25 protein-coding genes and 1 pseudogene are annotated in these 22472 nt (G+C 70.9%); 15 read left to right on the top strand and 11 right to left on the bottom strand.

The window, feature by feature from the left end; all coding sequences use genetic code 11:
* The first annotated feature begins 21 nt into the window (after positions 1-21).
* Positions 22-789, top strand: a complete 768-nt coding sequence (locus tag ACIO3P_RS15780) for an SDR family oxidoreductase (protein WP_401854761.1) — start codon at positions 22-24, stop codon at positions 787-789.
* Between the two features lie 204 nt (positions 790-993).
* A pseudogene (locus tag ACIO3P_RS15785) lies at positions 994-2095 on the top strand (winged helix DNA-binding domain-containing protein).
* A gap of 9 nt (positions 2096-2104) precedes the next feature.
* Here the strand turns inward: ACIO3P_RS15785 and ACIO3P_RS15790 are convergent.
* The 4 genes from ACIO3P_RS15790 to ACIO3P_RS15805 are packed head-to-tail and all read right to left on the bottom strand — an operon-like array spanning position 2105 to position 3547.
* Positions 2105-2314: a DUF397 domain-containing protein gene (locus ACIO3P_RS15790; RefSeq protein ID WP_401854759.1), complete on the bottom strand. Its 210-nt coding sequence runs from the start codon at positions 2312-2314 to the stop codon at positions 2105-2107.
* Positions 2311-2517: a DUF397 domain-containing protein gene (locus ACIO3P_RS15795; RefSeq protein WP_401854757.1), complete on the bottom strand. Its 207-nt coding sequence runs from the start codon at positions 2515-2517 to the stop codon at positions 2311-2313. Before ACIO3P_RS15795 ends, ACIO3P_RS15790 begins: the two co-directional genes overlap by 4 nt.
* Positions 2514-2720, bottom strand: a complete 207-nt coding sequence (locus tag ACIO3P_RS15800) for a DUF397 domain-containing protein (RefSeq protein WP_401792065.1) — start codon at positions 2718-2720, stop codon at positions 2514-2516. The genes ACIO3P_RS15795 and ACIO3P_RS15800 overlap by 4 nt, the downstream gene beginning before the upstream one ends.
* The gene (locus ACIO3P_RS15805; RefSeq protein ID WP_401792067.1) at positions 2717-3547 is read right to left on the bottom strand and encodes a Scr1 family TA system antitoxin-like transcriptional regulator; all 831 of its coding nucleotides are present in this window, start codon (positions 3545-3547) and stop codon (positions 2717-2719) included. Before ACIO3P_RS15805 ends, ACIO3P_RS15800 begins: the two co-directional genes overlap by 4 nt.
* 104 nt (positions 3548-3651) lie before the next feature.
* Here ACIO3P_RS15805 and ACIO3P_RS15810 point away from each other — a divergent pair, with 104 nt between their 5' ends.
* The 4 genes from ACIO3P_RS15810 to ACIO3P_RS15825 all read left to right on the top strand — a co-directional run bounded on the left by ACIO3P_RS15810 (position 3652) and on the right by ACIO3P_RS15825 (position 5680).
* A complete protein-coding gene (locus tag ACIO3P_RS15810) occupies positions 3652-3894 on the top strand; it encodes a hypothetical protein (protein WP_329828503.1) in 243 nt (80 codons plus the stop codon).
* Positions 3891-4127, top strand: a complete 237-nt coding sequence (locus ACIO3P_RS15815; RefSeq protein WP_401854754.1) for a hypothetical protein — start codon at positions 3891-3893, stop codon at positions 4125-4127. Before ACIO3P_RS15810 ends, ACIO3P_RS15815 begins: the two co-directional genes overlap by 4 nt.
* Positions 4124-4531 carry a hypothetical protein gene (locus tag ACIO3P_RS15820; protein ID WP_401854753.1) on the top strand — a complete coding sequence of 136 codons (408 nt, stop codon included), beginning with the start codon at positions 4124-4126 and terminating at the stop codon, positions 4529-4531. Before ACIO3P_RS15815 ends, ACIO3P_RS15820 begins: the two co-directional genes overlap by 4 nt.
* Before the next feature lie 90 nt (positions 4532-4621).
* The gene (locus tag ACIO3P_RS15825) at positions 4622-5680 is read left to right on the top strand and encodes a vWA domain-containing protein (RefSeq protein ID WP_329828506.1); all 1059 of its coding nucleotides are present in this window, start codon (positions 4622-4624) and stop codon (positions 5678-5680) included.
* A 60-nt stretch (positions 5681-5740) separates the two neighbouring features.
* On the opposite strand, the gene rarD is transcribed toward ACIO3P_RS15825, so the two are convergent.
* Both rarD and ACIO3P_RS15835 read right to left on the bottom strand, forming a co-directional pair.
* Positions 5741-6775, bottom strand: coding sequence for an EamA family transporter RarD (gene rarD, locus ACIO3P_RS15830; RefSeq protein WP_401854749.1), 1035 nt, complete (start codon positions 6773-6775; stop codon positions 5741-5743).
* A gap of 144 nt (positions 6776-6919) precedes the next feature.
* Entirely contained in the window at positions 6920-7780 is an 861-nt protein-coding gene (locus ACIO3P_RS15835) for an SDR family oxidoreductase (protein WP_401854746.1), read from the bottom strand.
* Positions 7781-7892: 112 nt separating this feature from the next.
* Here ACIO3P_RS15835 and ACIO3P_RS15840 point away from each other — a divergent pair, with 112 nt between their 5' ends.
* Positions 7893-8333: a helix-turn-helix domain-containing protein gene (locus ACIO3P_RS15840; RefSeq protein ID WP_329828510.1), complete on the top strand. Its 441-nt coding sequence runs from the start codon at positions 7893-7895 to the stop codon at positions 8331-8333.
* Positions 8334-8409: 76 nt separating this feature from the next.
* Here ACIO3P_RS15840 and ACIO3P_RS15845 read toward each other — a convergent pair whose 3' ends face one another.
* The 5 genes from ACIO3P_RS15845 to ACIO3P_RS15865 all read right to left on the bottom strand — a co-directional run bounded on the left by ACIO3P_RS15845 (position 8410) and on the right by ACIO3P_RS15865 (position 15605).
* On the bottom strand, positions 8410-9411 hold the full coding sequence (locus ACIO3P_RS15845) for a 2-oxoacid:ferredoxin oxidoreductase subunit beta (RefSeq protein ID WP_329829643.1): 1002 nt from the start codon (positions 9409-9411) through the stop codon (positions 8410-8412).
* Between the two features lie 127 nt (positions 9412-9538).
* Positions 9539-11533 carry a 2-oxoacid:acceptor oxidoreductase subunit alpha gene (locus ACIO3P_RS15850; protein ID WP_329828511.1) on the bottom strand — a complete coding sequence of 665 codons (1995 nt, stop codon included), beginning with the start codon at positions 11531-11533 and terminating at the stop codon, positions 9539-9541.
* A gap of 277 nt (positions 11534-11810) precedes the next feature.
* Positions 11811-12491, bottom strand: coding sequence for a response regulator transcription factor (locus ACIO3P_RS15855; protein WP_329828513.1), 681 nt, complete (start codon positions 12489-12491; stop codon positions 11811-11813).
* Between the two features lie 201 nt (positions 12492-12692).
* Positions 12693-14000: a sensor domain-containing protein gene (locus ACIO3P_RS15860; RefSeq protein WP_329828514.1), complete on the bottom strand. Its 1308-nt coding sequence runs from the start codon at positions 13998-14000 to the stop codon at positions 12693-12695.
* Positions 14001-14372: 372 nt separating this feature from the next.
* The gene (locus ACIO3P_RS15865; RefSeq protein WP_329828516.1) at positions 14373-15605 is read right to left on the bottom strand and encodes a sensor domain-containing protein; all 1233 of its coding nucleotides are present in this window, start codon (positions 15603-15605) and stop codon (positions 14373-14375) included.
* 187 nt (positions 15606-15792) lie between these two features.
* On the opposite strand from ACIO3P_RS15865, the gene ACIO3P_RS15870 reads away from it, so the two are divergent.
* The 8 genes from ACIO3P_RS15870 (at position 15793) to ACIO3P_RS15905 (ending at position 22472) form a co-directional block, all read left to right on the top strand.
* On the top strand, positions 15793-16185 hold the full coding sequence (locus tag ACIO3P_RS15870; protein WP_240045916.1) for an NADH-quinone oxidoreductase subunit A: 393 nt from the start codon (positions 15793-15795) through the stop codon (positions 16183-16185).
* A 218-nt stretch (positions 16186-16403) separates the two neighbouring features.
* Positions 16404-17033, top strand: a complete 630-nt coding sequence (locus tag ACIO3P_RS15875) for an NADH-quinone oxidoreductase subunit B (protein ID WP_401854946.1) — start codon at positions 16404-16406, stop codon at positions 17031-17033.
* Positions 17030-18028 (top strand): NADH-quinone oxidoreductase subunit C, encoded by a 999-nt coding sequence (locus ACIO3P_RS15880; RefSeq protein ID WP_401854743.1) that lies wholly within the window; start codon positions 17030-17032, stop codon positions 18026-18028. The genes ACIO3P_RS15875 and ACIO3P_RS15880 overlap by 4 nt, the downstream gene beginning before the upstream one ends.
* Positions 18025-18993: a complex I subunit 1 family protein gene (locus ACIO3P_RS15885; RefSeq protein WP_329828519.1), complete on the top strand. Its 969-nt coding sequence runs from the start codon at positions 18025-18027 to the stop codon at positions 18991-18993. The genes ACIO3P_RS15880 and ACIO3P_RS15885 overlap by 4 nt, the downstream gene beginning before the upstream one ends.
* 2 nt (positions 18994-18995) lie before the next feature.
* On the top strand, positions 18996-19547 hold the full coding sequence (locus ACIO3P_RS15890) for an NADH-quinone oxidoreductase subunit I (RefSeq protein WP_329828520.1): 552 nt from the start codon (positions 18996-18998) through the stop codon (positions 19545-19547).
* Positions 19544-20104 (top strand): NADH-quinone oxidoreductase subunit J, encoded by a 561-nt coding sequence (locus ACIO3P_RS15895; RefSeq protein WP_329828521.1) that lies wholly within the window; start codon positions 19544-19546, stop codon positions 20102-20104. Before ACIO3P_RS15890 ends, ACIO3P_RS15895 begins: the two co-directional genes overlap by 4 nt.
* The gene (gene nuoK, locus ACIO3P_RS15900; protein ID WP_329828523.1) at positions 20104-20472 is read left to right on the top strand and encodes an NADH-quinone oxidoreductase subunit NuoK; all 369 of its coding nucleotides are present in this window, start codon (positions 20104-20106) and stop codon (positions 20470-20472) included. Before ACIO3P_RS15895 ends, nuoK begins: the two co-directional genes overlap by 1 nt.
* Positions 20469-22472, top strand: coding sequence for an NADH-quinone oxidoreductase subunit L (locus tag ACIO3P_RS15905; protein WP_401854739.1), 2004 nt, complete (start codon positions 20469-20471; stop codon positions 22470-22472). The genes nuoK and ACIO3P_RS15905 overlap by 4 nt, the downstream gene beginning before the upstream one ends.

Here is a 22472-nt window from a genome sequence, read left to right on the forward strand (position 1 = left end):
AAATGGACGAACAGTCCATTAATGAACGAGAGGCCGAACATCATGGACGCCACCACCGCACCCACCCCACGCGTCGCGATCGTCACCGGAGCCTCCGGGGGCATCGGCCGCGCCGTCGCCGAACGCCTGGCCGCCGACGGCCTCGCCGTGGTCGTGCATTACGGCCGCGACGCGTCCCGGGCCCAGGAGGTCGTGGACGCCGTCACGGCGGCCGGCGGGACCGCGACCGCGTTCGGCGGCGATGTCGCCGACGAACAGGAGATGGCCGCGCTCTTCGAGACGGCCGAGCAGCGGTACGGCGGGGTCGACGTGGTCGTGAACACGGCCGGCATCATGCTGCTGGCGCCGGTCGCTGAGCTGGACCTCGCCGACTTCGACCGTATGCACCGCACCAATGTGCGCGGAACGTTCGTCGTCTCCCAACTGGCCGCCCGGACCCTGCGCCCCGGCGGCGCGCTGGTCAACTTCTCCACGTCCGTCACCCGGCTCCAGTTGCCCACGTACGCCGCCTACGCCGCCACCAAGGGCGCTGTCGAGGCGATGACGCTGATCCTCGCCCGCGAACTGCGCGGCCGTGACGTGACGGTGAACGCCGTCGCGCCGGGCCCGACCGCCACGCCGCTGTTCCTGGACGGCAAGCCGCAGCAGGTCGTCGACGCCATCGCGGCCCAGTCCCCGATGGAACGCCTCGGCACCCCGGCCGACATCGCGGAAACCGTCGCCTTCCTCGCCGGGCCCGCCCGCTGGATCAACGGCCAGGTCCTCTACGCCAACGGCGGCGCCGCATGACGCGCGGCGCCGCATGACGCCCAGGGGGCCGGCCCGCCCCTCGCCCCAGCAGTAGAGGACACATCCTGTCCTCCACCCCTGCCATCGTGGCGTACGAGCCGTTCGGGAGGCATCGCTCCTGGTCGCGGCGGACTCACTCCACCGAAGCAGGGAGCAGCCCATGTCCCGGAAACTGGGACGGACCGGCACCGAGGTCACCGCGCCATGACCGTCCTCGACGCCCGCGCCCTCAACCGGGCCACCCTCGCCCGGCAGCACCTGCTCACACGAGCCGACACCTCCGTGGCGGAGGCGGTGGCCCACCTGTGCGGCCTCCAGGCGCAGGAGCCCCAGGAACCCTTCACCGGGCTGTGGTCCCGCATGTCCGGCTTCACACCCGAGCGGCTGGACGACGCGCTGACCGGCCGTACGGTGGTACGCACCCACCTGATGCGGCGCACCGTCCACCTCGTCACCGCCGACGACGCGCTCGCCTGGCGAGCCCGCCACGACGCCATGCTGCGCCAGCGGGTCCTGGGCACCTACCGGAGCGAACTGGCCGGCATCGACCTGGCCGAGGTCGCCGCCGCGGGCCGCGCGGTCATGGCCGACGGGCAGCCCCGCACCATGAGCGAGCTCGTCCAGGCCGTCGAGGACCGCTGGCCCGGCCCACCACGCCGGGCCCTGGGCGAACTGCTCGTCGCGGCCCTCATCCCGATGGCCCAACTCCCGCCCCGCGGGCTCTGGCAGCGGACCGCGGGCGTACGCAACCTGCCGATGGCCACCTGGCTGGAACGGGACATCGACCCCCTGCCCGCCGACGCCGACGACCCCGTCGGGCAGCGCCTGCTCCACCGCTACCTCGCCGCGTACGGGCCCGCCGCCGGTGCGGACCTGCGCGCCTGGTGCGGCCTCGCCGGTCTTCCCGCCGCGATCAAGGCCGCACGGGCCCGGGGCGAACTGGTCGCCCTCCGCGACGAACGAGGCCGCGAACTGCTCGACCTGCCCGACGCGCCCCGCCCCCACCCGGACACCCCGGCGCCGGTCCGGTTCCTCCCGGCCTTCGACAACGCGATCCTCGGCTACCAGGACCGCAGCCGCATCATCGACGCCGCCCACCCTCGGCCTGTCCGTCGCGGGCCACCGCACGGTCCTGGTCGACGGCCGCGTCACCGCCACATGGACCGCGCGCGACCACCGACTCCGCGTCAGCCCCCTGCGCCCCCTCACCGCCCCGGAACAGGAAGCGGTCCACGCCGAGGCCCAGGACCTGGCCGCCTTCCTGGACGACGGCATCGAGCAGGTGCACCTCGACACCGGGAACTGAGAGCGGGGTTCAGGCGGTCGGGAAGGCACCTTGCCGGAGACCGGCGACGAAGGTTCCCCAGGTGCCCGGGGTGAGTGCCAGGGCGGGGCCGTGGGGGTTCTTGGAGTCCCGGACGAGGACGATGCCGTGTGAGACGGCGAGGTTGGCGGCGACCTCGACGCAGGCACCGCCGTTGTTGCTGTACGAGGAGGTGAACCAGCGGGGGGTTTCGGTCGTCACGGGGTGAGGGCTTCCTGCTGAACGCCCCCGACGAATGCCGCCCATGCGCTCGGGGTGAGTGTGAGGGCGGACCGGTGGGGGTCTTTGGAGTCTCGGACGGGGACGGTGCCGTGTGTGGTGGCGAGGTTGGTGGCCACCTCCACGCAGGCACCGCCGTTGCTGCTGTAGGAGGACGTGAACCAGCGGGGGGTTTCGGTCGTCACGGGGTGAGGGCTCCCTGCTGAACGCCCCCGACGAATGCCGCCCATGCGTCTGGGGCGAGCGCGAGGGTAGGGCCGTGGGGGTTCTTGGAGTCCCGGACGGGGACTATGCCCTGTGAGACGGCGAGGTTGGCAGCGACCTCGATGCACTGGCCGCCGTTCTCGCTGTAGGAGGACGTGAACCAACGGGGAGATTCGGTCGTCACGGGGTGCCCTTTCGTAACTGGCGGATCATGGCCACGGACGCCGCTCGCGACAGCGCTTCGGCCTGTAGTTGATGGTAGTCCGTCAGGAGGGGCAGGACCGATGTGTTGTCCCGCTCAAGATGGCCTCGTTGAGCGGACTCGGCGTACGACATGAGCGAGCGATCCGGCATCGTGAGCACGGTTACCGGCAAGCTCATCGGACGACGAACCCCGATGTCGAAGGGGGCAACCTGAAATACAGTGTTCGGCTGCTCGGAGAACTCGATAAGCCGAGCAAACTGAGCGTCCATGAGGGCACTGTTCCCGATGGGGCGGCGGAGGCAGCTTTCATCGAGTACCACGAAGACCAGTGGGGGCGGGGTTCGTGCGAGTGACGCTTGACGCTGGGCAACCAGCGCAATCCGTTCGTCGGCTTGCTCCTGCGAGGCGACGCCTCGTATCACCGTGCTGTCTCCGAGCGCCGATGCGTACTCGTGTGTCTGGAGCAGGCCAGGTATGACACCGACTTCGTAGAGTCTGATCTCTGCCGCTCTCGCCTCATGAGTGACGTACTCCGGGAATCCCTCCAGTAGGGCTCTGTACCTGACAGCTCGGCTCTGGCGTTCGAGTCGATCTCCCGTTCCAAACGCCCTGTCAGCACTTGCCGCAAACTGTTGACTTGGAGTTCGCCGACCAGTTTCGACGGCAGAAATATGAGCTCCGGAGCATCCAATTTGCTCCGCCAACTCGTCCTGAGTCCAACCGCGTTCATCACGCAAGCTGCGAAGACGCGCCCCAAAAGCCGCACTCGGCGACCGCTCGGGATCCAGTTCCTTTCGGTTCACCATCTGGCACCTAACTTGCCTGTCCATCTGGATAAGTTGAAGACGTCCCGACTCTACGCCACGCTGACCGCCCTGAGTAGTGGAATCGCTACGGAGAGGAGCGGACCGTGTCCGGAGACGCCCCCACCCCCAACGAACCCATGTCCCCCGTGGAGCGGCGCCGGTTGGGGATCTCGCCGGCCGCGCCGTACCCCCCGGTCGACCTCGCCCCCGTGCCCGGCTGTGAGCTCTGTGCCTGGTGGGCCAGTCGCCGGGACAACGCTCATCGCGGGATCGGTACGACCACCGCGATGGACTGCGCCCGGCAGATCGCGGCGCATCCGCACCGCCGGGCGGGGGACGCGACATGACGCCCGGGTACGAACTCTGGGTGGGCATGGCGGTGTTCGACCGGAGGACGGACATGCCGGGTGTCATCCGCTCCTTCGCCGGGCCCGTGGTCTGTCTGGTCCGGCCTTCGGGGCTCACCTGGCAGGCCACGCTGATCTCGGTCCGTCCGGCGACCGCGCGGGAGCGGGCTCAGCTCCGTGCCCTCGCGAAGCTGCACCGGAAGCAGCGGCCGGCCGCCCGGAGGCGGACGTGAGGGCCGTACGTCTCTACAACGTGACCGTGGTCGGCGAGGGGCCGGTCAACGGTACGTGGGTACGCGTCCTCCTCGCCGTCCGGCAGGCGACGTCCCCGGATCACGCCATGACCTTTCTGCGCCGTCAGGCCCGGCGTATCGCCTCCGGCCTCGATCCCGATCCGCGTTCCGGGTGGATCCCCGTGGGCACGCTCGTACCGGCGGAAAACCGGGTGCCGGACGTGCCCGCCGAACTCCGGTCGTGGTGCCGTGATCCCGAGGCGCAGAGGGCGGCGCGGAACCAACTCGTCGCGGGCGGGGAGTTCGCTCTCAGCGCCGCTGACCACAGCGGGGTCTACCTCTTCAGGGTGCTGCCCGTATCGGTGTGCGTACCGAGTCCGGGGTCGGGGCCGTGGGCCGTCTGACCTGGGGTGATCGTCCGTCAGGGGCCGTTGTCAGTGCCTCCCCATAGTGTGGGGACATCGCTTGGGGAACCCCGGAGAAGGAGTGGAAACATGTCCGTCAACAAGATCCAGCACAAGGTCAATCACGTCGCGCTGGTCGTGGACTGTTCGGGTTCCATGCGTCCGCACCAGAGCCAACTCATCCGTGTCGTGGACGAGTTCGTGGCGGGCCTGAAGGCGGAGTCGGACAGCCTCGGTCATGAGACCCGGATCAGCCTCTACTCCTTCGACCACCAGGTGGAGAACCTGGTCTGGGACATGGACGTGAAGCATCTGCCGTCCATGCAGGGCCTGTACAAGGTCAACAACGGCGCCACGGCCCTCATCGAGGCATCTCTGAAGTCTCTGGACGACCTGGGGCACATCTGGGAGGAGTACGGCGAGCACAGCTTCCTCCAGATCGTGGTGACGGACGGCGAGGAGAACGCCTCCGGCGGCGACCGGCGGCACAACGGCGACATGACCATCCTCGGCCCCTGGCTCGACAGGATCGCGGCGAAGATGGGCGGGCTTCCCGGCCACTGGACGTCCGCGATCCTCGTCCCCAACTCCCTGGCGAAGCGCACCGCTCAGAACTACGGCTTCCCGGCCGGGAACATCGCCATCTGGGACGCGGATTCCCAGGCGGGTGTCGAGGAGGCGATCGGTACCGTGCGCGCGGCGGCCACCAGCTTCCTCCGTGGCCGCGAGCAGGGCGTGCGCGGTACGAAGAACCTGTTCGCGGTCGGCCAGGACATATCCGTCGACGATGTGCGGGCGAACCTCGAACCGGTCCCGGCCGACACGTATCGACTCCTGAAGGTCGACACGGAGATGGAGATCCGGGCCTTCGTCGATTCGCATCCGGGCGTGACGTACGAGCGCGGGTCCTGCTACTACCAGCTCGGCACCCGGGTTCAGGTGCAGCCCGACAAGGAAGTCATCGTGGTCGAGAAGGACACCGACCGCGCGTACACGGGCGACGCGGCGCGCAGCCTTCTGTTCGGCACGGGCATCCAGGGGACCGTCTCCGTGAAGGCGGGCCGTAACCCCAAGTTGGAGGTGTACGTGCAGAGCCGTTCGGTGAACAGGAAGCTCAAGGCGAAGACGCGCCTGCTGATCATGCTCTGACATGCGCGGAAAGGGCCGTGGCGCGGGTGGTCCGGGGTGCGGCGCCGTGAGCCCCGGGGGTCAGCGCTCCGGGTCCCCGGCCGCCGGTTCGGGGGTGAGCGGCGAGGTGAGCGGGGGCGTGAGGGGCAGGGCGGCCGGGTCGGTGGCCGAGGGGGCGGGGGCGTTCGCCTTCTGCCGGGCGAGCGCGGCCAGTCGTACCGCCTCCGCCCGTGTCCTGCGTGCCGTCCGCAGCGCGTCCCAGGTCAGGATCGTCAGCGCCAGCCACACCAGCGAGAAGCCCGCCCAGCGCTCGGCGGGCATCGCCTCGTGGAAGTAGAGGACGCCCAGCAGGAACTGGAAGACCGGCGCCAGATACTGGAGCAGCCCCAGGGTCGACAGCGGTACGCGGATCGCCGCCGCGCCGAAGCAGATCAGCGGTACGGCGGTGACGAGCCCGGTCGACGCCAGCAGCGCGACGTGCCCGGCGCCCTCCGAGCCGACGGTGGCCGAGCCGGTCGCGCTCAGCCACACCAGATAGCCGAGGGCGGGGAGGAACAGCACCGTGGTCTCGGCCGACAGTGACTCCAGACCGCCGATGTTGATCTTCTTCTTGGCCAGGCCGTACGTGGCGAACGAGAAGGCCAGCGTCAGCGAGACCCACGGGGGCCGCCCGGCCCCCACGGCGAGCACCACCACCGCCGAGAAGCCGATGAGGACCGCTGCCCACTGGGCGGGGCGCAGCCGCTCCTTGAGCAGCAGCACACCCATGGCGATGGTCACGAGGGGGTTGATGAAGTACCCGAGGGACGCCTCGACCACATGGCCCGCGTTGACCGACCAGATGTAGACGCCCCAGTTGACGGTGATCGTGGCGGCGGCCACCGTGATGAGCGCCAACTTGCGGGGCCGCCGGAGCAGTTCCGGTATCCAGGCCCAGCGGCGCAGCACCAGCAGCGCGACGGCCACGAAGGCCAGCGACCAGACCATCCGGTGGGCGAGGATCTCCATCGACCCGGCCGGCTTGAGGAGCGGCCAGAACATCGGGACCAGTCCCCACATCCCGTAGGCGCCGATCCCGTACAGCAGCCCCGCCCGCTGTTCGTTCTCCGACTTCACTGGCCCTCCCCGCCCCGTGCCGCCGCGAGCCCGTCCTCGGCTCGTCCTCGACGACGGTAGCGGGACACGGGGCGCGGTGTCATGTCCGTATCGTCATACGGTCATGACGGGCACGGGTCGGGAACGACGGGGCCTGGCGGGCCGTCAGCCCTTGAGCGCCTCGGCGATCGTGTCGGCGAGCGGGGTGGTCGGCCGGCCCGCGAGCCGCGCCAGATCGCCCGGCGTGGCGGCGAGGCGCCCGCGCTCGATCGCCCGGTCCACGTCGGCGAGGATGGCCGGCAGCGGCTCGGGGATCCCGGCGCCGGCCAGGATCCCCCGCAGGGTCTCCTCCGGCACGCTGTTGTACGCGATGGTCCTGCCGGTCTGGCGCGACAGCTCCGCCGCGTACTCGGCGAAGGACCACGCCGTGTCGCCGCTCAGCTCGTACGCCTTGTTCAGGTGGCCGTCGCCGGTCAGTACGGCGGCGTCCGCGGCGGCGTAGTCCGCGCGGGTCGCGGAGGCGACCCGGCCCTCGCCCGCGGCGGCGAGAACGGCGTCGTTCTCCAGCACGGGCGCCAGGTTGTCGGTGTAGTTCTCGGTGTACCAGCCGTGGCGCAGGAAGGTGTACGGCAGCCCCGAGTCGAGGATGAGCTGCTCGGTCACCCGGTGCTCGGCGGCCAGGTCGAAGTCGGCGTCGGGGCCGCCGAGGACACCGGTGTAGGCGAGCTGGGCCACGCCCGCCGCCTTCGCGGCGTCGATGGCGGCGCCGTGCTGGGCCGCGCGCTTGCCGACCTCGCTGCTGGAGATCAGCAGCACCCGGTCGCCGGCCCGGAAGGCGTTCTTCAGCGAGGCGGGGTCGTCGTAGTCGGCGACCCGCAGCTCGACCCCGCTCGCCACCAGGCCCGCGGCCTTCTCCTTGTTCCGTACGACGGCGGCGATCCCGTCGGCAGGGACGTCGGCGGCGAGCAGGGCCTCGATGACCAGACGGCCGAGGTGTCCGGTGGCTCCGGTGACGACGATGCTCATGGGGGGTCTCTCCAGTTCGTGCGGGGTGCTGTGCCTGTCTTCGCGTTCTGTCACTCACCCTACGGAGGGCACTAACCTGGGGAAAGTACCCACTTCAAAGTAAGGTACTGGCATGGACGTAAGCGTGAAGCCCGATATCAACCGCGTGAAGCCTGATACGAACCGCGTGCAGCCCGATGTGAACCGGCAGGTGTGTCCCTCCCGGCTGATCCTTGAGCACGTCACCAGCCGCTGGGGCGTGCTCGTCCTCGCCGCCCTGCTGGAGCGCTCGTACCGCTTCAGCGAGCTGCGGCGCGAGATCGGCGGCGTCAGCGAGAAGATGCTCGCGCAGACCCTCCAGACCCTGGAACGCGACGGCTTCGTCCATCGTGACGCCAGGCCCGTCATCCCGCCACGCGTCGACTACACGCTGACCGCGCTGGGGCAGGAGGCCGCCGAGCAGGTGTGGGCGCTGGCGCGCTGGACGGAGCGGCGCGCGGAGGAGGTCCTCAAGGCCCGCGAGGTGTACGACGAGAAGCGCGCCGGGGCGCACGACGAGGCCCGGACCTCCTAGTCCGTACCCAGGGGCACGTAGTCCGTACCCAGGGGTACGTATCGGGAGATCCGGGCCTCGTGAGGACGCGGTCGCGTCAGCCGACGACCGTCCAGGTGTCGCCACCGGCGAGCATCGTCGCCAGATCGCCCTTGCCGCGCTGCTCGACGGCCGCGTCGAGCTGGTCCGACATCAGCGTGTCGTACACCGGCCGCCGCACGCTGCGCAGCACACCGATCGGCGTGTGGTGCAGGGTGTCCGCGTCCGCGAGCCGCGAGAGCGCGAACGCGGTGGTCGGGCTCTCCGTGTGCGCGTCGTGGACGAGGATCCGCGACTCGTTCTCCGGGGTGACGGCCACGACCTGGAGGTCGCCGGTCGCCTGGTCCCGGATCACGCCCTTCGAACCGCCGGCGCCGAAGCGGATCGGCTGCCCGTGCTCCAGCCGGATCACGGCTTCCTCGGCCTTCTCCTTGTCCTTGAGGACCTCGAAGGCGCCGTCGTTGAAGATGTTGCAGTTCTGGTAGATCTCCACCAGCGCCGTGCCGGGGTGGTCCGCGGCCTGTCTCAGCACCTCCGTGAGGTGCTTGCGGTCCGAGTCGACCGTACGGGCCACGAACGAGGCCTCCGCGCCGATCGCCAGCGACACCGGGTTGAAGGGCGCGTCGAGCGAGCCCATCGGCGTCGACTTGGTGATCTTCCCGACCTCGGAGGTGGGGGAGTACTGGCCCTTGGTCAGTCCGTAGATCCGGTTGTTGAACAGCAGGATCTTCAGATTGACGTTCCGGCGCAGCGCGTGGATGAGGTGGTTGCCGCCGATGGAGAGCGCGTCACCGTCCCCCGTGACCACCCACACCGAGAGATCGCGGCGCGAGGTCGCGAGCCCGGTGGCGATGGCGGGGGCGCGGCCGTGGATCGAGTGCATCCCGTACGTGTTCATGTAGTACGGGAAGCGGGAGGAGCAGCCGATGCCGGAGACGAAGACGATGTTCTCCTTGGCCAGGCCCAGTTCGGGCATGAAGCCCTGGACCGCGGCCAGCACCGCGTAGTCACCGCAGCCGGGGCACCAGCGCACTTCCTGGTCCGACTTGAAGTCCTTCATGGACTGCTTGGCCGTGGCCTTGGGGACCAGGGTCAGCAGTTCGCCCGCGAGGGGCGCAGGACCGGACGCGCCAGGCGCACCCGGCAGGCGCGGGGCGCCGCCCGATGCCACGTCGGACGTCGTCGTCTCAGACATCAATGGCCTCCTTGAGGGCCGTGGCGAGCTGTTCCGCCTTGAACGGCATGCCGTTGACCTGGTTGTACGAGTGGGCGTCGACCAGGTACTTCGCCCTCAGCAGCGTCGCGAGCTGACCGAGGTTCATCTCCGGGACCACGACCTTGTCGTACCGCGCGAGAACGTCTCCCAGGTTGCGCGGGAACGGGTTGAGATGGCGCAGATGGGCCTGGGCGATCGGCTCGCCCGCCTTGCGCAGCCGGCGGACCGCCGCCGTGATCGGACCGTACGTGGACCCCCACCCGAGGACGAGCGTGCGCGCCCCGTCCGGGTCGTCCACCTCCAGGTCGGGGACCTGGATGCCGTCGATCTTGGCCTGACGGGTGCGGACCATGAAGTCGTGGTTGGCCGGGTCGTACGAGATGTTGCCCGTGCCGTCCTGCTTCTCGATACCGCCGATCCGGTGTTCGAGACCGGGTGTGCCGGGCACCGCCCAGGGGCGGGCCAGCGTCTGCGGGTCGCGCTTGTACGGCCAGAACACCTCGGTGCCGTCGGCCAGCTCGTGGTTGGGGCCGGTCGCGAACCGCACCCGCAGGTCGGGGAGTTCGTCCTGCTCCGGGATGCGCCAGGGCTCGGAGCCGTTGGCGAGGTAACCGTCCGAGAGCAGGAACACCGGCGTGCGGTAGACCAGCGCGATCCGCGCCGCCTCCAGCGCCGCGTCGAAGCAGTCCGCCGGGGTGCGCGGCGCGACCACCGGGACGGGGGCCTCACCGTTGCGCCCGTACATCGCCTGGAGCAGGTCCGCCTGCTCCGTCTTGGTGGGCAGCCCGGTGGAGGGGCCGCCACGCTGGATGGCGACGACCAGCAGCGGCAGCTCCAGGGAGACCGCGAGCCCGATCGTCTCCGACTTGAGCGCCACGCCGGGGCCCGAGGTGGTCGTCACGGCGAGCGAGCCGCCGAAGGCCGCGCCGAGCGCCGCGCCGATGGCCGCGATCTCGTCCTCGGCCTGGAACGTCCGTACACCGAAGTTCTTGTGCTTGGACAGCTCGTGCAGGATGTCGGAGGCCGGGGTGATCGGGTACGAGCCGAGGTAGAGCGGCAGCTCCGCCTGGTGGCCGGCGGCGACCAGACCGTACGACAGGGCGAGGTTCCCCGAGATGTTGCGGTACGTGCCGGCCGGGAACGCGGCGCCCGCCGGGGCGACCTCGTAACTGACCGCGAAGTCCTCGGTCGTCTCGCCGAAGTTCCAGCCCGCGCGGAACGCGGCCACGTTCGCCTCGGCGATCTGCGGCTTCTTCGCGAACTTGGCCCGCAGGAAGCGCTCCGTACCCTCGGTCGGCCGGTGGTACATCCACGACAGAAGACCGAGCGCGAACATGTTCTTCGAACGCTCCGCCTCCTTGCGGGAGAGCCCGAACTCCTTCAGCGCCTCGATCGTCAGCGTCGTCAGCGGCACCGGGTGGACCTGGTAGCCGTCGAGCGAGCCGTCCTCCAGCGGGGAGACCGCGTAACCGACCTTGGCCATGGGGCGCTTGGTGAACTCGTCGGTGTTGACGATGATGTCCGCGCCGCGTGGCACGTCGCCGATGTTGGCCTTCAGCGCCGCCGGGTTCATCGCGACCAGCACGTTGGGCGCGTCACCCGGGGTGAGGATGTCGTGGTCGGCGAAGTGGAGCTGGAACGAGGAGACGCCCGGCAGGGTCCCGGCGGGGGCCCGGATCTCGGCGGGGAAGTTCGGCAGGGTCGACAGGTCGTTCCCGAACGAGGCGGTCTCGGAGGTGAACCGGTCACCCGTGAGCTGCATCCCGTCACCGGAGTCACCCGCGAAACGGATGATCACCCGTTCCAGCCGGCGGACCTCCTTCTCACCGGCCCTGCCGTCGTTCCCCTCGGTCGTCGCGCCTGTCGGGCCGCTGCCCGACGGGCGCGCATCGCCGGAATCGCTCGGATCGCTCGCGTCGTTGGCCTCATCGGCCTGCTCGGCTGGGCTACTGACCTGGCTGGTCACTGAACTGGACCTCCCTACGAGGCGGCGGCTCGGGACTGACCGGCCGCCCGGCAGTCCGGATACCACCCTACGTGGGTAAGGGTCGCCTTCCTTGGGACAGCCATATGGCGGACGCTCTTTTGAGACGCCGTGTCGTACCAATTTGTCGTTTTTGTTACGGTCTATCCGCCCCTTGGTCTTCCCGGCGCCGAGCGCTCCGCCCTCAGTCTTTGGGTGTAGGGCTTACGACCTACGGCGCGCGGACGCGGACGGTGTCACCGGCCCCGGAGCGGACCGATCAGTTCCGCAGATACGTCAGCACGGCCAGCACCCGGCGGTGATCCCCGTCACTCGGCGAAAGACCGAGCTTCAGGAAGATGTTGCTCACATGCTTCTCCACCGCCCCGTCGCTCACGACGAGCTGCTTGGCGACCGCCGAGTTCGTCCGTCCCTCGGCCATCAGCCCGAGCACCTCGCGCTCACGCGGCGTCAGCCCGGCCAGCACATCCTGCTTCCGGCTCCGGCCCAGGAGCTGCGCCACCACCTCGGGATCCAGCGCCGTACCGCCCCTGGCCACCCGGACCACGGCGTCCACGAACTCCCGGACCTCGGCCACCCGGTCCTTGAGCAGATAGCCGACGCCCGAGCTGCTGCCCGCCAGCAGCTCGGTGGCGTACTGCTCCTCGACGTACTGCGACAGCACCAGCACGCCTATCCCCGGATGGTCCCGGCGCAGCCGCACGGCCGCCCGTACCCCCTCGTCCGTGTGGGTCGGCGGCATCCGTACGTCCGCCACCACCACGTCCGGCAAGGTGTTCCGGTCCGCCAGCTCCCCGACGGTCTTGATCAGGGCCTCCCCGTCACCGACACCCGCGACCACGTCGTGCCCACGGTCGGTCAGCAGCCGGGTCAGGCCCTCCCTGAGCAGCACTGAGTCCTCGGCGATGACCACCCGCACCCTGTCCTCCACGACCTTCATCCCCCATGTCGAAGTGTGTCCGCCCCTGCGTCCTCCAGCATCCCAGTATTCGGATGGCGCCGTGGCAACCAGCACCTAATTCCGCCCGGCCGTGGCAGGCACGGCACGCGGAAGCCCCCGGAGGCCGGAGCCCCGGGGGCGGTGCGCGCTCGCGCCGCTCGTTCGTTTCTTACGTGGTCCTGTTCCGCCCGTCGTGTTCGGTCAGCCGCGCCAGGGCAGTTCCGCCGTGACCGTCGTCGGGCCGCCGGCCGGGGAGTCGACGACCAGGACGCCGTCCACCGCGTCCAGCCGCTCCGTCAGCCCGGCGAGCCCGCTGCCCGCCGCCGCGTCCGCCCCGCCCACGCCGTCGTCCGTGACCTGGAGCATCAGCCGGCCCTCGGTCTGCCAGACGTCCACCGTGGCCCGCCGGGCCCGGGAGTGCTTGCTGACGTTCTGGAGCAGTTCGGAGACGGTGAAGTACGCGATGCCCTCGATCGCCGCGGCGGGCCTGGCCGGCAGGTCGACGTCCACCGCCACCGGAACCGTGCAGCGGGACGCGATGGCGGAGAGCGCCGCGTCGAGCCCCCGGTCGGTGAGCACGGCCGGGTGGATGCCGCGCGCGAGGTCCCGCAGCTCCTGGAGAGCCGTCTTCACCTCGCCGTGCGCCTCGTCCACCATGACGGCGGCGGCCTGCGGGTCCTCCGCCAGCTTCTCCTTCGCCAGCCCCAGATCCATCGCGAGGGCGACGAGGCGGGCCTGCGCTCCGTCGTGCAGGTCGCGTTCGATACGGCGCAGGTCGGCGGCGGCCGTGTCCACGACCACCCCGCGGTCGGACTCCAGCTCGGAGACCCGGCTGGCCAGCAGCGACGGGCCGAGCAGACCGAGCACCATCAGCCGGTCCACGCCCGTCAGCCCGCGGATCAGCCAGGGGGAGACCAGCACCAGCAGGAACCCGAGGACGCTGGTGACGGCTATCTCGAAGGGGGTGTCGACATAGAAGCCGCTGCCGTCGGTGTTGATCCCCATGCCGGGCTGGCCCCAGTGGGCCGGGTACATCCACTGGTACAGCGGATAGAGGAACAGCGACCAGCTCACGCACCAGAACGTCACGGAGACCACGAACGCGAACGCCGCCCACGGCAGGTGCAGCACCGCGTACAGCAGATGGCGCCAGGACACCCCGCTCTTCAGGATCGCGCCCACCCAGGACAGCAGCCCGCTCTTCTCGCCCCTGGCCGGCGCGGGCTCCGCCACGTCGAGGCCCAGCAGCGCCCGCGCGCGGGTCCGCTCCAGCATGCCGAAGGCGCGGCAGCCGGCCAGCGAGGCGGCCAGCACGGGGATGCCGAGGAAGGTGACGAGCAGCCCGGCACCGGCGGCGGTCATGGCCACCGCGTAGGCGAACAGCGCCACGCTGATCGGCAGGCTCAGCAGCAGATAACCGAACTCACGCCACATACGGCCCTCGACGGGGGCGCGCAGGGGCAGGGGGAGAACGTGGGGGCGTGACCGCGATCCGTAGTCGATGGCCATCTGAGGTGTCCGTTCTGCGAGTCTGCGGGCGAGGGGCGAGGGGCGAGGGGCGAGGGGCGAGGGGCGAGGGGCGAGGAGCGAGGAGCGAGGCGAGAGGGGGAGCGCGAGGGGAGCGCGAGGAGGGGCGAGGAGGGGCGAGGAGTGCGAGGGGGGCCTTGCTGTACGTCCATGCTCCCGGCGCGCCGGGCACCGCACCATGAGGCCGGTATCCCTCTTCACCCTGGGGTTTTCCCCACCCCCGTGAGAGTGGAGTGACCGATGGTGCGCGTGATGCGCGTGTGGGGCCCACGGACGGTCCGTGAGCCCCACAGGGGAGGGAGAGAGGAGAGGGGAGAGGGGAGAGGTCGAGCGCAGGGGGCGGGCGGCGGGGGGTCAGGCCCTGCCGCGCTCACGCCAGGGCAGTTCGGCGGTGACGACCGTGGGGCCGCCCTCCGGGGAGTCGAGTACGAAGAGCCCGTCGACCGCGCCGAGCCGCTCGGCCAGCCCGGACATCCCCGTACCGCCGTCCAGCCGCGCGCCGCCGCGCCCGTCGTCCCGTACCTGGATCAGCAGCCGGTCGTCCGCGCGCCACACGTCGACGGCCGCAGACCGCGCCGCGCTGTGCTTGCTGATGTTCTGGAGCAGTTCGGAGACGGTGAAGTACGCGATGCCCTCGATCGCCTCGGCGGGCCGCTCACCCAGATCGACGGTCACCTTCACCGGGACCGTGCAGCGGGACGCGATGGACGACAGCGCCGCGTCGAGCCCCCGGTCGGTCAGGACGGCCGGGTGGATGCCGCGCGCGAGGTCCCGCAGCTCCTGGAGGGCGAGCTTCACCTCGCCGTGCGCCTCGTCCACCATGTCGGCCGCCGCCCGCGGGTCCTCCAGCAGCTTCTCCTTGGCGAGCCCGAGCCCCATCGCGAGGGCGACGAGGCGGGCCTGCGCTCCGTCGTGCAGGTCGCGTTCGATACGGCGCAGGTCGGCGGCGGCGGTGTCCACGACCACCCCGCGGTCCGACTCCAGCTCCGCGATCCGCCGCTCCAGCTCGTCGGAGGGCGAGAGCAGGCCGCGCGCCATGGCCCGGTCGGCGTTGGTGAGCCCGCGCGCGATATGCGGCAGCACCGGCCAGAGCACGACGAACCCCACCAGCGTGACGGAGAACGTCAGCACCCCCCAGGGCAGCCGGATGAACTCGTACAGCAACGTCCGCCAGGCCACCGGGTCCTTCAGCCCGGCCCACACCCAGCCGAAGAAGCCCTCGGAGCCGCCGCGCCCACCGGCCGCCCGTCCCTTCCGGCGGCGCCTGCGGCCCCCGGAGCCGTGCAGGGGGCTCGGCTCGTCGATCCGTACGCCCAGGAGCGCGCGCGCCCGCGCGCGCTCCGCCCGGCCGAGCAGCCGCGCGCCCGTCAGTCCGGCGACCAGCCACGGCAGCCCGATGACGGTCACCGACAGGCCCACGCCGGTGAGCACCGTGAACGTCGCGTAGACGAAACCGGCCACGGCCACCGGCAGATTGCTCAGGAGATAGGCGATCTCCTTCCAGGTGTGCCGGTCGTACGCGAAACGCGCGGGGGGCGGCCGATCGTCATCGGGGAGGCCGTTGTGGGCGGTCAGGCTCGCGGTCATAAGCACCAAGCGTGCCCGGCCCGGAAGCCGGGCGCCATGGGGTGGCTGGGTCAGTTGACGGTGGGGATAACCCCACTAAGAGAGACGGGCTGCTTACTGATTCTTTAGCAGGGCCTAGACTCCCGTGCGTACAGATCGTCGAAGAAGTCGATGAAGTCGCTATGAGGTCAGGGAGCGAGGGGCGGACGTGTCGCAACCGACCGTTCTCGCGTCGGACTACTTCCAGAGCTATTCGGTCGTCGGGCTGCTCGCGGTCGTCGGTGTGCTGTTCGTCGCCGTCGCCTTCGGAGCTGGCCGGCTGCTGCGGCCGGTGGTGCCGACGCCGGAGAAACTGCTCACGTACGAATGCGGGGTGGACCCGGTGGGCGAGGGGTGGGCCCACACACAGGTCCGCTACTACGTCTACGCGTTCCTCTACGTGATCTTCGCGGTCGACTCGATCTTCCTGTTCCCGTGGGCGACCGTGTTCGCCGCGCCCGGGTACGGGGCCACGACGCTGGTCGAGATGTTCATCTTCCTCGGCTTCCTGGCCGTGGGACTGCTCTACGCATGGAAGAAGGGCGTCCTGGAATGGACGTGACCCCCGCCGACCAGGCCGCAGGCCCCGCCGCGGCTCCCGGAGCCGCCCTGGCCTCCGGGCCCGTCCCGGCTTCCGGATCCGTCCCGGCTTCCGGATCCGCCCCGGTCTCCGGGCCCGTCCCGGTCTCCGGGCCCGTCCCGGCCTCCGGATCCGTCCCGGCTTCCGGGCCCGTCCCGGTCTCCGGATCCGTTCCGGCCGACGGCGCCACGCCGGTCTCCGTGCCCGTACCGCTGCCGGAGCCGAAACGCCTCGGGGTGCTCTCCCGGCTGGCGCCCGAGCCGATGAAGGTCGTCCTCAACTGGGGCCGCCGCTACAGCCTCTGGGTCTTCAACTTCGGACTCGCCTGCTGCGCGATCGAGTTCATCGCCGCCTCCATGGCCCGGCACGACTTCATCCGGCTCGGCGTGATCCCCTTCGCGCCGGGGCCGCGCCAGGCGGACCTGATGGTCGTCTCCGGCACGGTCACGGACAAGATGGCCCCGGCCGTCAAGCGGTTGTACGAGCAGATGCCCGAGCCCAAGTACGTGATCTCCTTCGGCGCCTGCTCCAACTGCGGCGGCCCGTACTGGGACTCCTACTCGGTGACGAAGGGAGTCGACCAGATCATCCCGGTCGACGTCTACGTACCGGGCTGCCCGCCGCGCCCCGAGGCGCTGCTCCAGGGCATCCTGAAGCTCCAGGAGAAGATCGCCCGCGAATCGCTCAAGGAGCGGTACGCGACGGGCGGCAGGCCCTCCACCGCCGCACTGCGCAGCGGCCTGGTCCCGGCCCCGCCGACCCCGGGTACGGGTCCGGACTCCGGTTCGGGTCCGGGTACGACGGGCGCGACAGGGGAGTCGGCGTCGTGAGCGCTTCCGACCAGGCCGCCGCGGCCGGTTACGACCGGCTGCCCGACGCCGCCGCCGAGATCTTCGGCGAGGGTGCCACGGCCGAGCTGGCGTACGACCTGCTCACGGTCGACGTGCCCGCCGCGTCCTGGATCAGCGCCCTCGAAACCGCCCGGTCCACCCTGGGCTGCACCTACTTCGACTGGCTGAGCGCCGTCGACGAGCCGGGCACGGGCTTCCGGGTCTGCGCCCACGTCGTCGCCGTCGCACCGGGTAAGGTCCGCCGCCTGCTCGTCCGGACGACCGTCCCGCACGACGCGGCCGTCCTGCCCACCGCCATCGGCGTCTACGCGGGCGCGGGCTGGCACGAACGGGAGACGCACGAGATGTTCGGCGTCGCCTTCACCGACCACCCGAACCTCGTCCCGCTCCTGCTCCCCGAGACCTTCGAAGGACACCCGCTGCGCAAGGACTTCGTCCTCGCGGCCCGCGTCGCGAAGGCGTGGCCGGGCGCCAAGGAGCCGGGCGAGTCCGAGCACGGCGGCCCCAAGCGCCGCCAGATGCTCCCGCCGGGCGTCCCCGACCCGAACGAATGGGGCCCCCTCAAGGGCCAGCTCCCCCCGGCCCCGGCCCGCCCCGCGCGCGGCGCCCGTGCCGCCGGGGCCGCTGCCGCCGGTGACCGCCCGGCGCGCCGCCCGCGCGCCGGGGCGGACGAAGCCGCCGGTACGACGCCGGGCGCGGCCCCGCCCCCGGCGGCCCCGGCCCGCCGGGCGCGCAGCGTCTCCGAGGGCTCGACCTCCCAGCGCCCCGAACGGCCCGCCCCGGACGCGCCCTGGCGCCGCCCGAGCCCGGCCCCGGCCAGCACGGAACCCGAGCCGACGGCCAAACCCGAGCCCGGGTCGGCAACCAAACCGGAGCCGACGGCCAAACCGGCAGCGGAGCCCGAGCCCGACGCCACACCCAAACCCGAGCCCCGCCCCGAGAACGACCGACCGGAACCGGAAGGAGACGCGTGAACGACGTACTCGACGTCGCCCTCCGGCTGGTCATCGTCTTCGCCGTGTTCATGGTCGTCCCCCTCGTGGTCGGACAGGCCGAACACAAGGTGATGGCCCATATGCAGGGCCGCCTCGGCCCCATGCACGCGGGCGGATTCCACGGCTGGGCCCAACTCGTCGCGGACGGGGTGAAGTTCGCGCAGAAGGAGGACATCGTCCCGGCCGAGGCCGACCGGCGGGTCTTCCAGCTCGCCCCGGCCGTCTCCCTCCTCCCGTACCTCCTCGTGGTCCTCGTGATCCCGATCGGTCCCGGCGAGGGCGCGGTCGGCCAGGTCGTCGACGCGGGCATCTTCTTCGTGCTCGCCGTGATGGGCATCGGTGTGCTCGGCTCGCTCATGGCGGGCTGGGCCTCGGCCAACAAGTTCTCCCTCCTGGGCGGGTTGCGCACCGCCGCGCAGCTCCTCGCGTACGAACTGCCCATGCTGCTCGCCGCCGCGTCCGTCGCGATGGCCGCGGGCACCGTCTCCCTGATCGGCATCCTCGACGCCTTCCAGTGGTGGTGGCTGCCCTGGCAGATCGTCGGCGCGCTGGTCTTCTTCACCGCGGGCCTCGCGGAGCTCCAGCGTCCGCCCTTCGACATGCCGGTCGCCGACTCCGAGATCATCTTCGGCGCCTACACCGAGTACACCGGGCTGCGCTTCGCCCTGTTCCTGCTCGCCGAGTACGCGGGCATCGTCGTCCTGTGCGGACTGACCACCGTCCTCTTCCTCGGCGGCTGGCACGGCCCGCTCGGCGCCGACGGTCTCGGCTGGGTCTGGACCCTCCTCAAGACCGCCGTCCTCGCCTTCGTCGTGATCTGGCTGCGGGTGAGCTACCCGCGGCTGCGCGAGGACCAGCTCCAGAAACTCGCCTGGACCGTACTCATCCCCCTCGCTCTCGCGCAGATCGCGCTCACCGGCATCGTGAAGGTGGCGATCAGCTAACCATGTCCCCGATCCCCGGATCCGGCCTGGCCAAGGGCCTCGCCGTCACCCTGCGGACGATGACGAAGAAGACCGTCACCGCGCAGTACCCCGAAAAGCAGCCCGAACTCCCGCCCCGCTCCCGGGGCGTGATCGGCCTGTTCGAGGAGAACTGCACGGTCTGCATGCTCTGCGCCCGTGAGTGCCCCGATTGGTGCATCTACATCGACTCCCACAAGGAGACGGTCCCGGCGGCGGCCCCCGGTGGCCGCGAGCGCAGCCGTAACGTCCTCGACCGGTTCGCCATCGACTTCTCGCTCTGCATGTACTGCGGTATCTGTATCGAGGTCTGTCCTTTCGACGCGCTGTTCTGGTCACCGGAGTTCGAGTACGCGGAGACGGACATCCTCGAACTCACCCACGAGCGGGACAAGCTCCGCGAGTGGATGTGGACGGTGCCGGCGCCGCCCGCGCTCGACCCCGCCGCCGAGGAGCCCAAGGAGTTCGGCGCGGCCCGCAAGGCCGTGGAGAAGCTCGCCGCGGCGGCCCAGCAGGAACGGGAGGCAGGGGAGTGAGCCTCGCAGCGACCGCGGCGGCCTCCGCGGCCACCGGACACGCCTTCCTGTCGCCGTCCGGCGTCGAGATCGCCTTCGTCCTCGTCGGTCTGGTCACCCTCGGCGCGGCCCTGATCACCGTCACCACCAAGCAGCTCGTGCACGCCGCCCTCTGGCTGGTCGTCGCGCTCGGCGGCCTGGCCGTGGAGTACCTCCTGCTGACGGCGGAGTTCATCGCCTGGGTGCAGGTCCTGATCTATCTCGGTTCCGTGGTGGTCCTCCTCCTCTTCGGTCTGATGCTCACCAAGGCGCCCATCGGCCACTCCCCGGACGCCGATTCGGGCAACCGCCCGCTCGCGCTCGGGGTGGCCGCCGTCGCCGCCGTCTGTCTGGTCTGGGTCGTCGTCGACGCGTTCCGTACGACCTGGATCGACCTGCGGGGCGCGGCCCAGGGCTCCACCGAGGTCACGGGAGCGTTCCTGTTCCGGAACTGGGTGCTGCCCTTCGAAGCGCTCTCCGTCCTCCTGCTGGCCGCCCTCGTCGGCGCGATCGTCCTGTCCCGCAAGGAGCGGCGCTGATGCATCTCGCCTACCCGGCCGTGCTCGCGGCCCTCCTGTTCTGTGTCGGTCTGTACGGGGTGCTCGCGCGCCGCAACGCGATCCTCGTCCTGATGTCCGTCGAGCTGATGCTCAACGCCGTCAACCTCAACCTCGTCGCCTTCGACGTCTGGCTCCGCGACACGCTCCACACCGGCCAGGCGCTCACCCTCTTCGTCATCGCCATCGCCGCCGCGGAGATCGGCATCGGCCTGGCCATCGTGCTGATGGTCTACCGCAACCGGGGCTCCTCGGACATCGACCGGCTCCGCGACACCGCCGAGGGGCCCGACGGGACCGCCACCCCGGCGCAGCAGGCTCCGACGCAGAAGACTGAGGCCACCGCGTGACCACCACGACCCTCGCCGTCCTCGTCCCCGTCCTGCCGTTCCTGGGCGCCGTCGCCGGGCTGCTGCTCGGCCGTACCGCCCCCGGGTTCGTCCGCCCCCTGGCGATTCTGCCGACCCTGGCCGCCGCCGCGCTCGCCGTGATCGTGGCCGTACGCCAGGGCGGTGGCGCGGGCAGCGGGAAGGCGCCGCTGGACGCCGCGACCCAGCTCACCCCCACCGGCTCGGTCCCCATCGACCTCGCCCTGCACATCGACGGCTTCGCGGCCCTGGTCGCCGTCCTCGTCGGCGTCGTCGCGTCGTGCGTGCAGATCTACTCGACGGGCTATCTGCGCGGTGACGCGCGCTACCCCTCGTACGCCGCTCTGGTCTCGCTCTTCACCTCCGCGATGCTGCTCGTCGTCTACTCGGGCGACCTGATGGTGCTGCTGGTCGGCTGGGAGATCATGGGCATCTGCTCGTACTTCCTCGTCGGCCACTACTGGGAGACGCCCGAGGCGCGCGCCGCCTCCCTCAAGGCGTTCCTGGTCACCAAGCTCGGCGACGTCCCCTTCCTGATCGGTCTGTTCGCGCTCGCCGCCGACGCCGGCACGTTCCGGATCACCGGCGTCCTGAAGACCGTCGCGGACGGCGGCCTCGACCACCCCACCCTCGTGGCGCTGCTGCTGCTCGCCGGAGTGGCGGGCAAGTCCGCCCAGTTCCCGCTGCACACCTGGCTGCCCGACGCGATGGCAGGCCCCACGCCCGTCTCCGCGCTGATCCACGCCGCCACCATGGTCGCGGCAGGCATCTACTTCGTCGCCCGGCTCCTCCCCGTCTTCGCCGCCTCGGAGGCGGCGCTGGTCGTCCTGGCAGTGATGGCCGCGGTCACCATGGTCGGCTCGGCGCTCGCCGCCCTCGCCCAGGACGACATCAAGCGGGTCCTCGCCTACTCGACCATCGGTCAGCTCGGCTACATGTCGGGCGCCCTGGCCGTGGGCGACCGGAGCGCGGCCGTCTTCCACCTCGTCTCGCACGGCGCGTTCAAGGCCCTCCTCTTCCTCGGCGCCGGTGTCGTCATCCACGCCGCCGGCACCAACTCGCTGGCCACCATGTCCCGGATGCGCGGCCTGCCCCGGCGCATCCCCGACGCGTACTGGACGATGACCGTCGCCCTGCTCGCGCTCGCCGCGATCCCTCCCTTCGCCGGTTTCTTCTCCAAGGAATCCGTCCTGGTCGCCGCCGAGCACGCCGCCCTCGACGAATCCGCCGCCCCCGGGGCCGCCGGCTGGACGGTGCTGGTCGCCGGACTCCTCACCGCCCTGCTCACCGCCGCGTACGCCACCCGCCTCTGGCTGCTGGCCTTCCGCGGCCACGGCACCGAGGCCCCCGACCACGGCAGACAGCCCGTGTCCATGAGCGCCGTCCTGTGGGTGCTGGCCCTTCCCTCCCTCGGTTTCGGTCTGACCGTCGGATATCTCGCCGAGTGGTTCGACGGCCACAGCCTCGCCCCGAACCTCACCACCTCCGTCCTGGGCACCGGCGCGGGTCTCGCCGGCGGCCTGATCGTCTACGGCTGCTGGCGCCACACCACGGCGCTCGCCGCCCGTACGCCGATGGGCGCCGTCACCGCGCATCCGCACACCGAGCCCGCGCTCACCGAGGCGGAGGCCATCGAGACCCACACCGCCACCTACGGCTCCATCTCGGCGGCCGACGACCCGGCGGACCCCGGACGGCTGGTGCTGGGCCCGCTCCACCGCCACGCGGCCTCCGGCTTCCATCTCGACGCCGTCTACCACCGCCTGTTCGTACGCCCCGTCCTGGCCGCCGCCGAGCTGGTCCGCTTCCTGGACCGCGAGGTGGTCGACACCTACGTACGCGGCGCGGGCACCGGCACCCGCTGGCTGGGCAGCGCCGTACGCCGTGCCCAGACCGGCAATGTGCAGACCTATCTCAGCGCCCTGCTGGCCGGCTCCGTCGTCCTGGCGATCGCCGCCGTACTCGTCGCCGCCGGAGCGTGA

The organism is Streptomyces sp. NPDC087310 (assembly GCF_044744405.1).
Lineage (GTDB): Bacteria > Actinomycetota > Actinomycetes > Streptomycetales > Streptomycetaceae > Streptomyces.

Coding starts and splice junctions, on each gene's coding strand:
- ACIO3P_RS15840 (WP_329828510.1), top strand. CDS start 7,893: ATGGACGTAAGCGTGAAGCCCGATATCAACCGCGTGAAGCCTGATACG.
- ACIO3P_RS15815 (WP_401854754.1), top strand. CDS start 3,891: ATGACGCCCGGGTACGAACTCTGGGTGGGCATGGCGGTGTTCGACCGG.
- ACIO3P_RS15860 (WP_329828514.1), bottom strand. CDS start 14,000: ATGGCCATCGACTACGGATCGCGGTCACGCCCCCACGTTCTCCCCCTG.
- ACIO3P_RS15835 (WP_401854746.1), bottom strand. CDS start 7,780: ATGAGCATCGTCGTCACCGGAGCCACCGGACACCTCGGCCGTCTGGTC.
- ACIO3P_RS15780 (WP_401854761.1), top strand. CDS start 22: ATGAACGAGAGGCCGAACATCATGGACGCCACCACCGCACCCACCCCA.
- ACIO3P_RS15825 (WP_329828506.1), top strand. CDS start 4,622: ATGTCCGTCAACAAGATCCAGCACAAGGTCAATCACGTCGCGCTGGTC.
- ACIO3P_RS15805 (WP_401792067.1), bottom strand. CDS start 3,547: ATGGTGAACCGAAAGGAACTGGATCCCGAGCGGTCGCCGAGTGCGGCT.
- nuoK (WP_329828523.1), top strand. CDS start 20,104: ATGCATCTCGCCTACCCGGCCGTGCTCGCGGCCCTCCTGTTCTGTGTC.
- ACIO3P_RS15855 (WP_329828513.1), bottom strand. CDS start 12,491: ATGAAGGTCGTGGAGGACAGGGTGCGGGTGGTCATCGCCGAGGACTCA.
- ACIO3P_RS15890 (WP_329828520.1), top strand. CDS start 18,996: ATGTCCCCGATCCCCGGATCCGGCCTGGCCAAGGGCCTCGCCGTCACC.
- ACIO3P_RS15865 (WP_329828516.1), bottom strand. CDS start 15,605: ATGACCGCGAGCCTGACCGCCCACAACGGCCTCCCCGATGACGATCGG.
- ACIO3P_RS15845 (WP_329829643.1), bottom strand. CDS start 9,411: ATGAAGGACTTCAAGTCGGACCAGGAAGTGCGCTGGTGCCCCGGCTGC.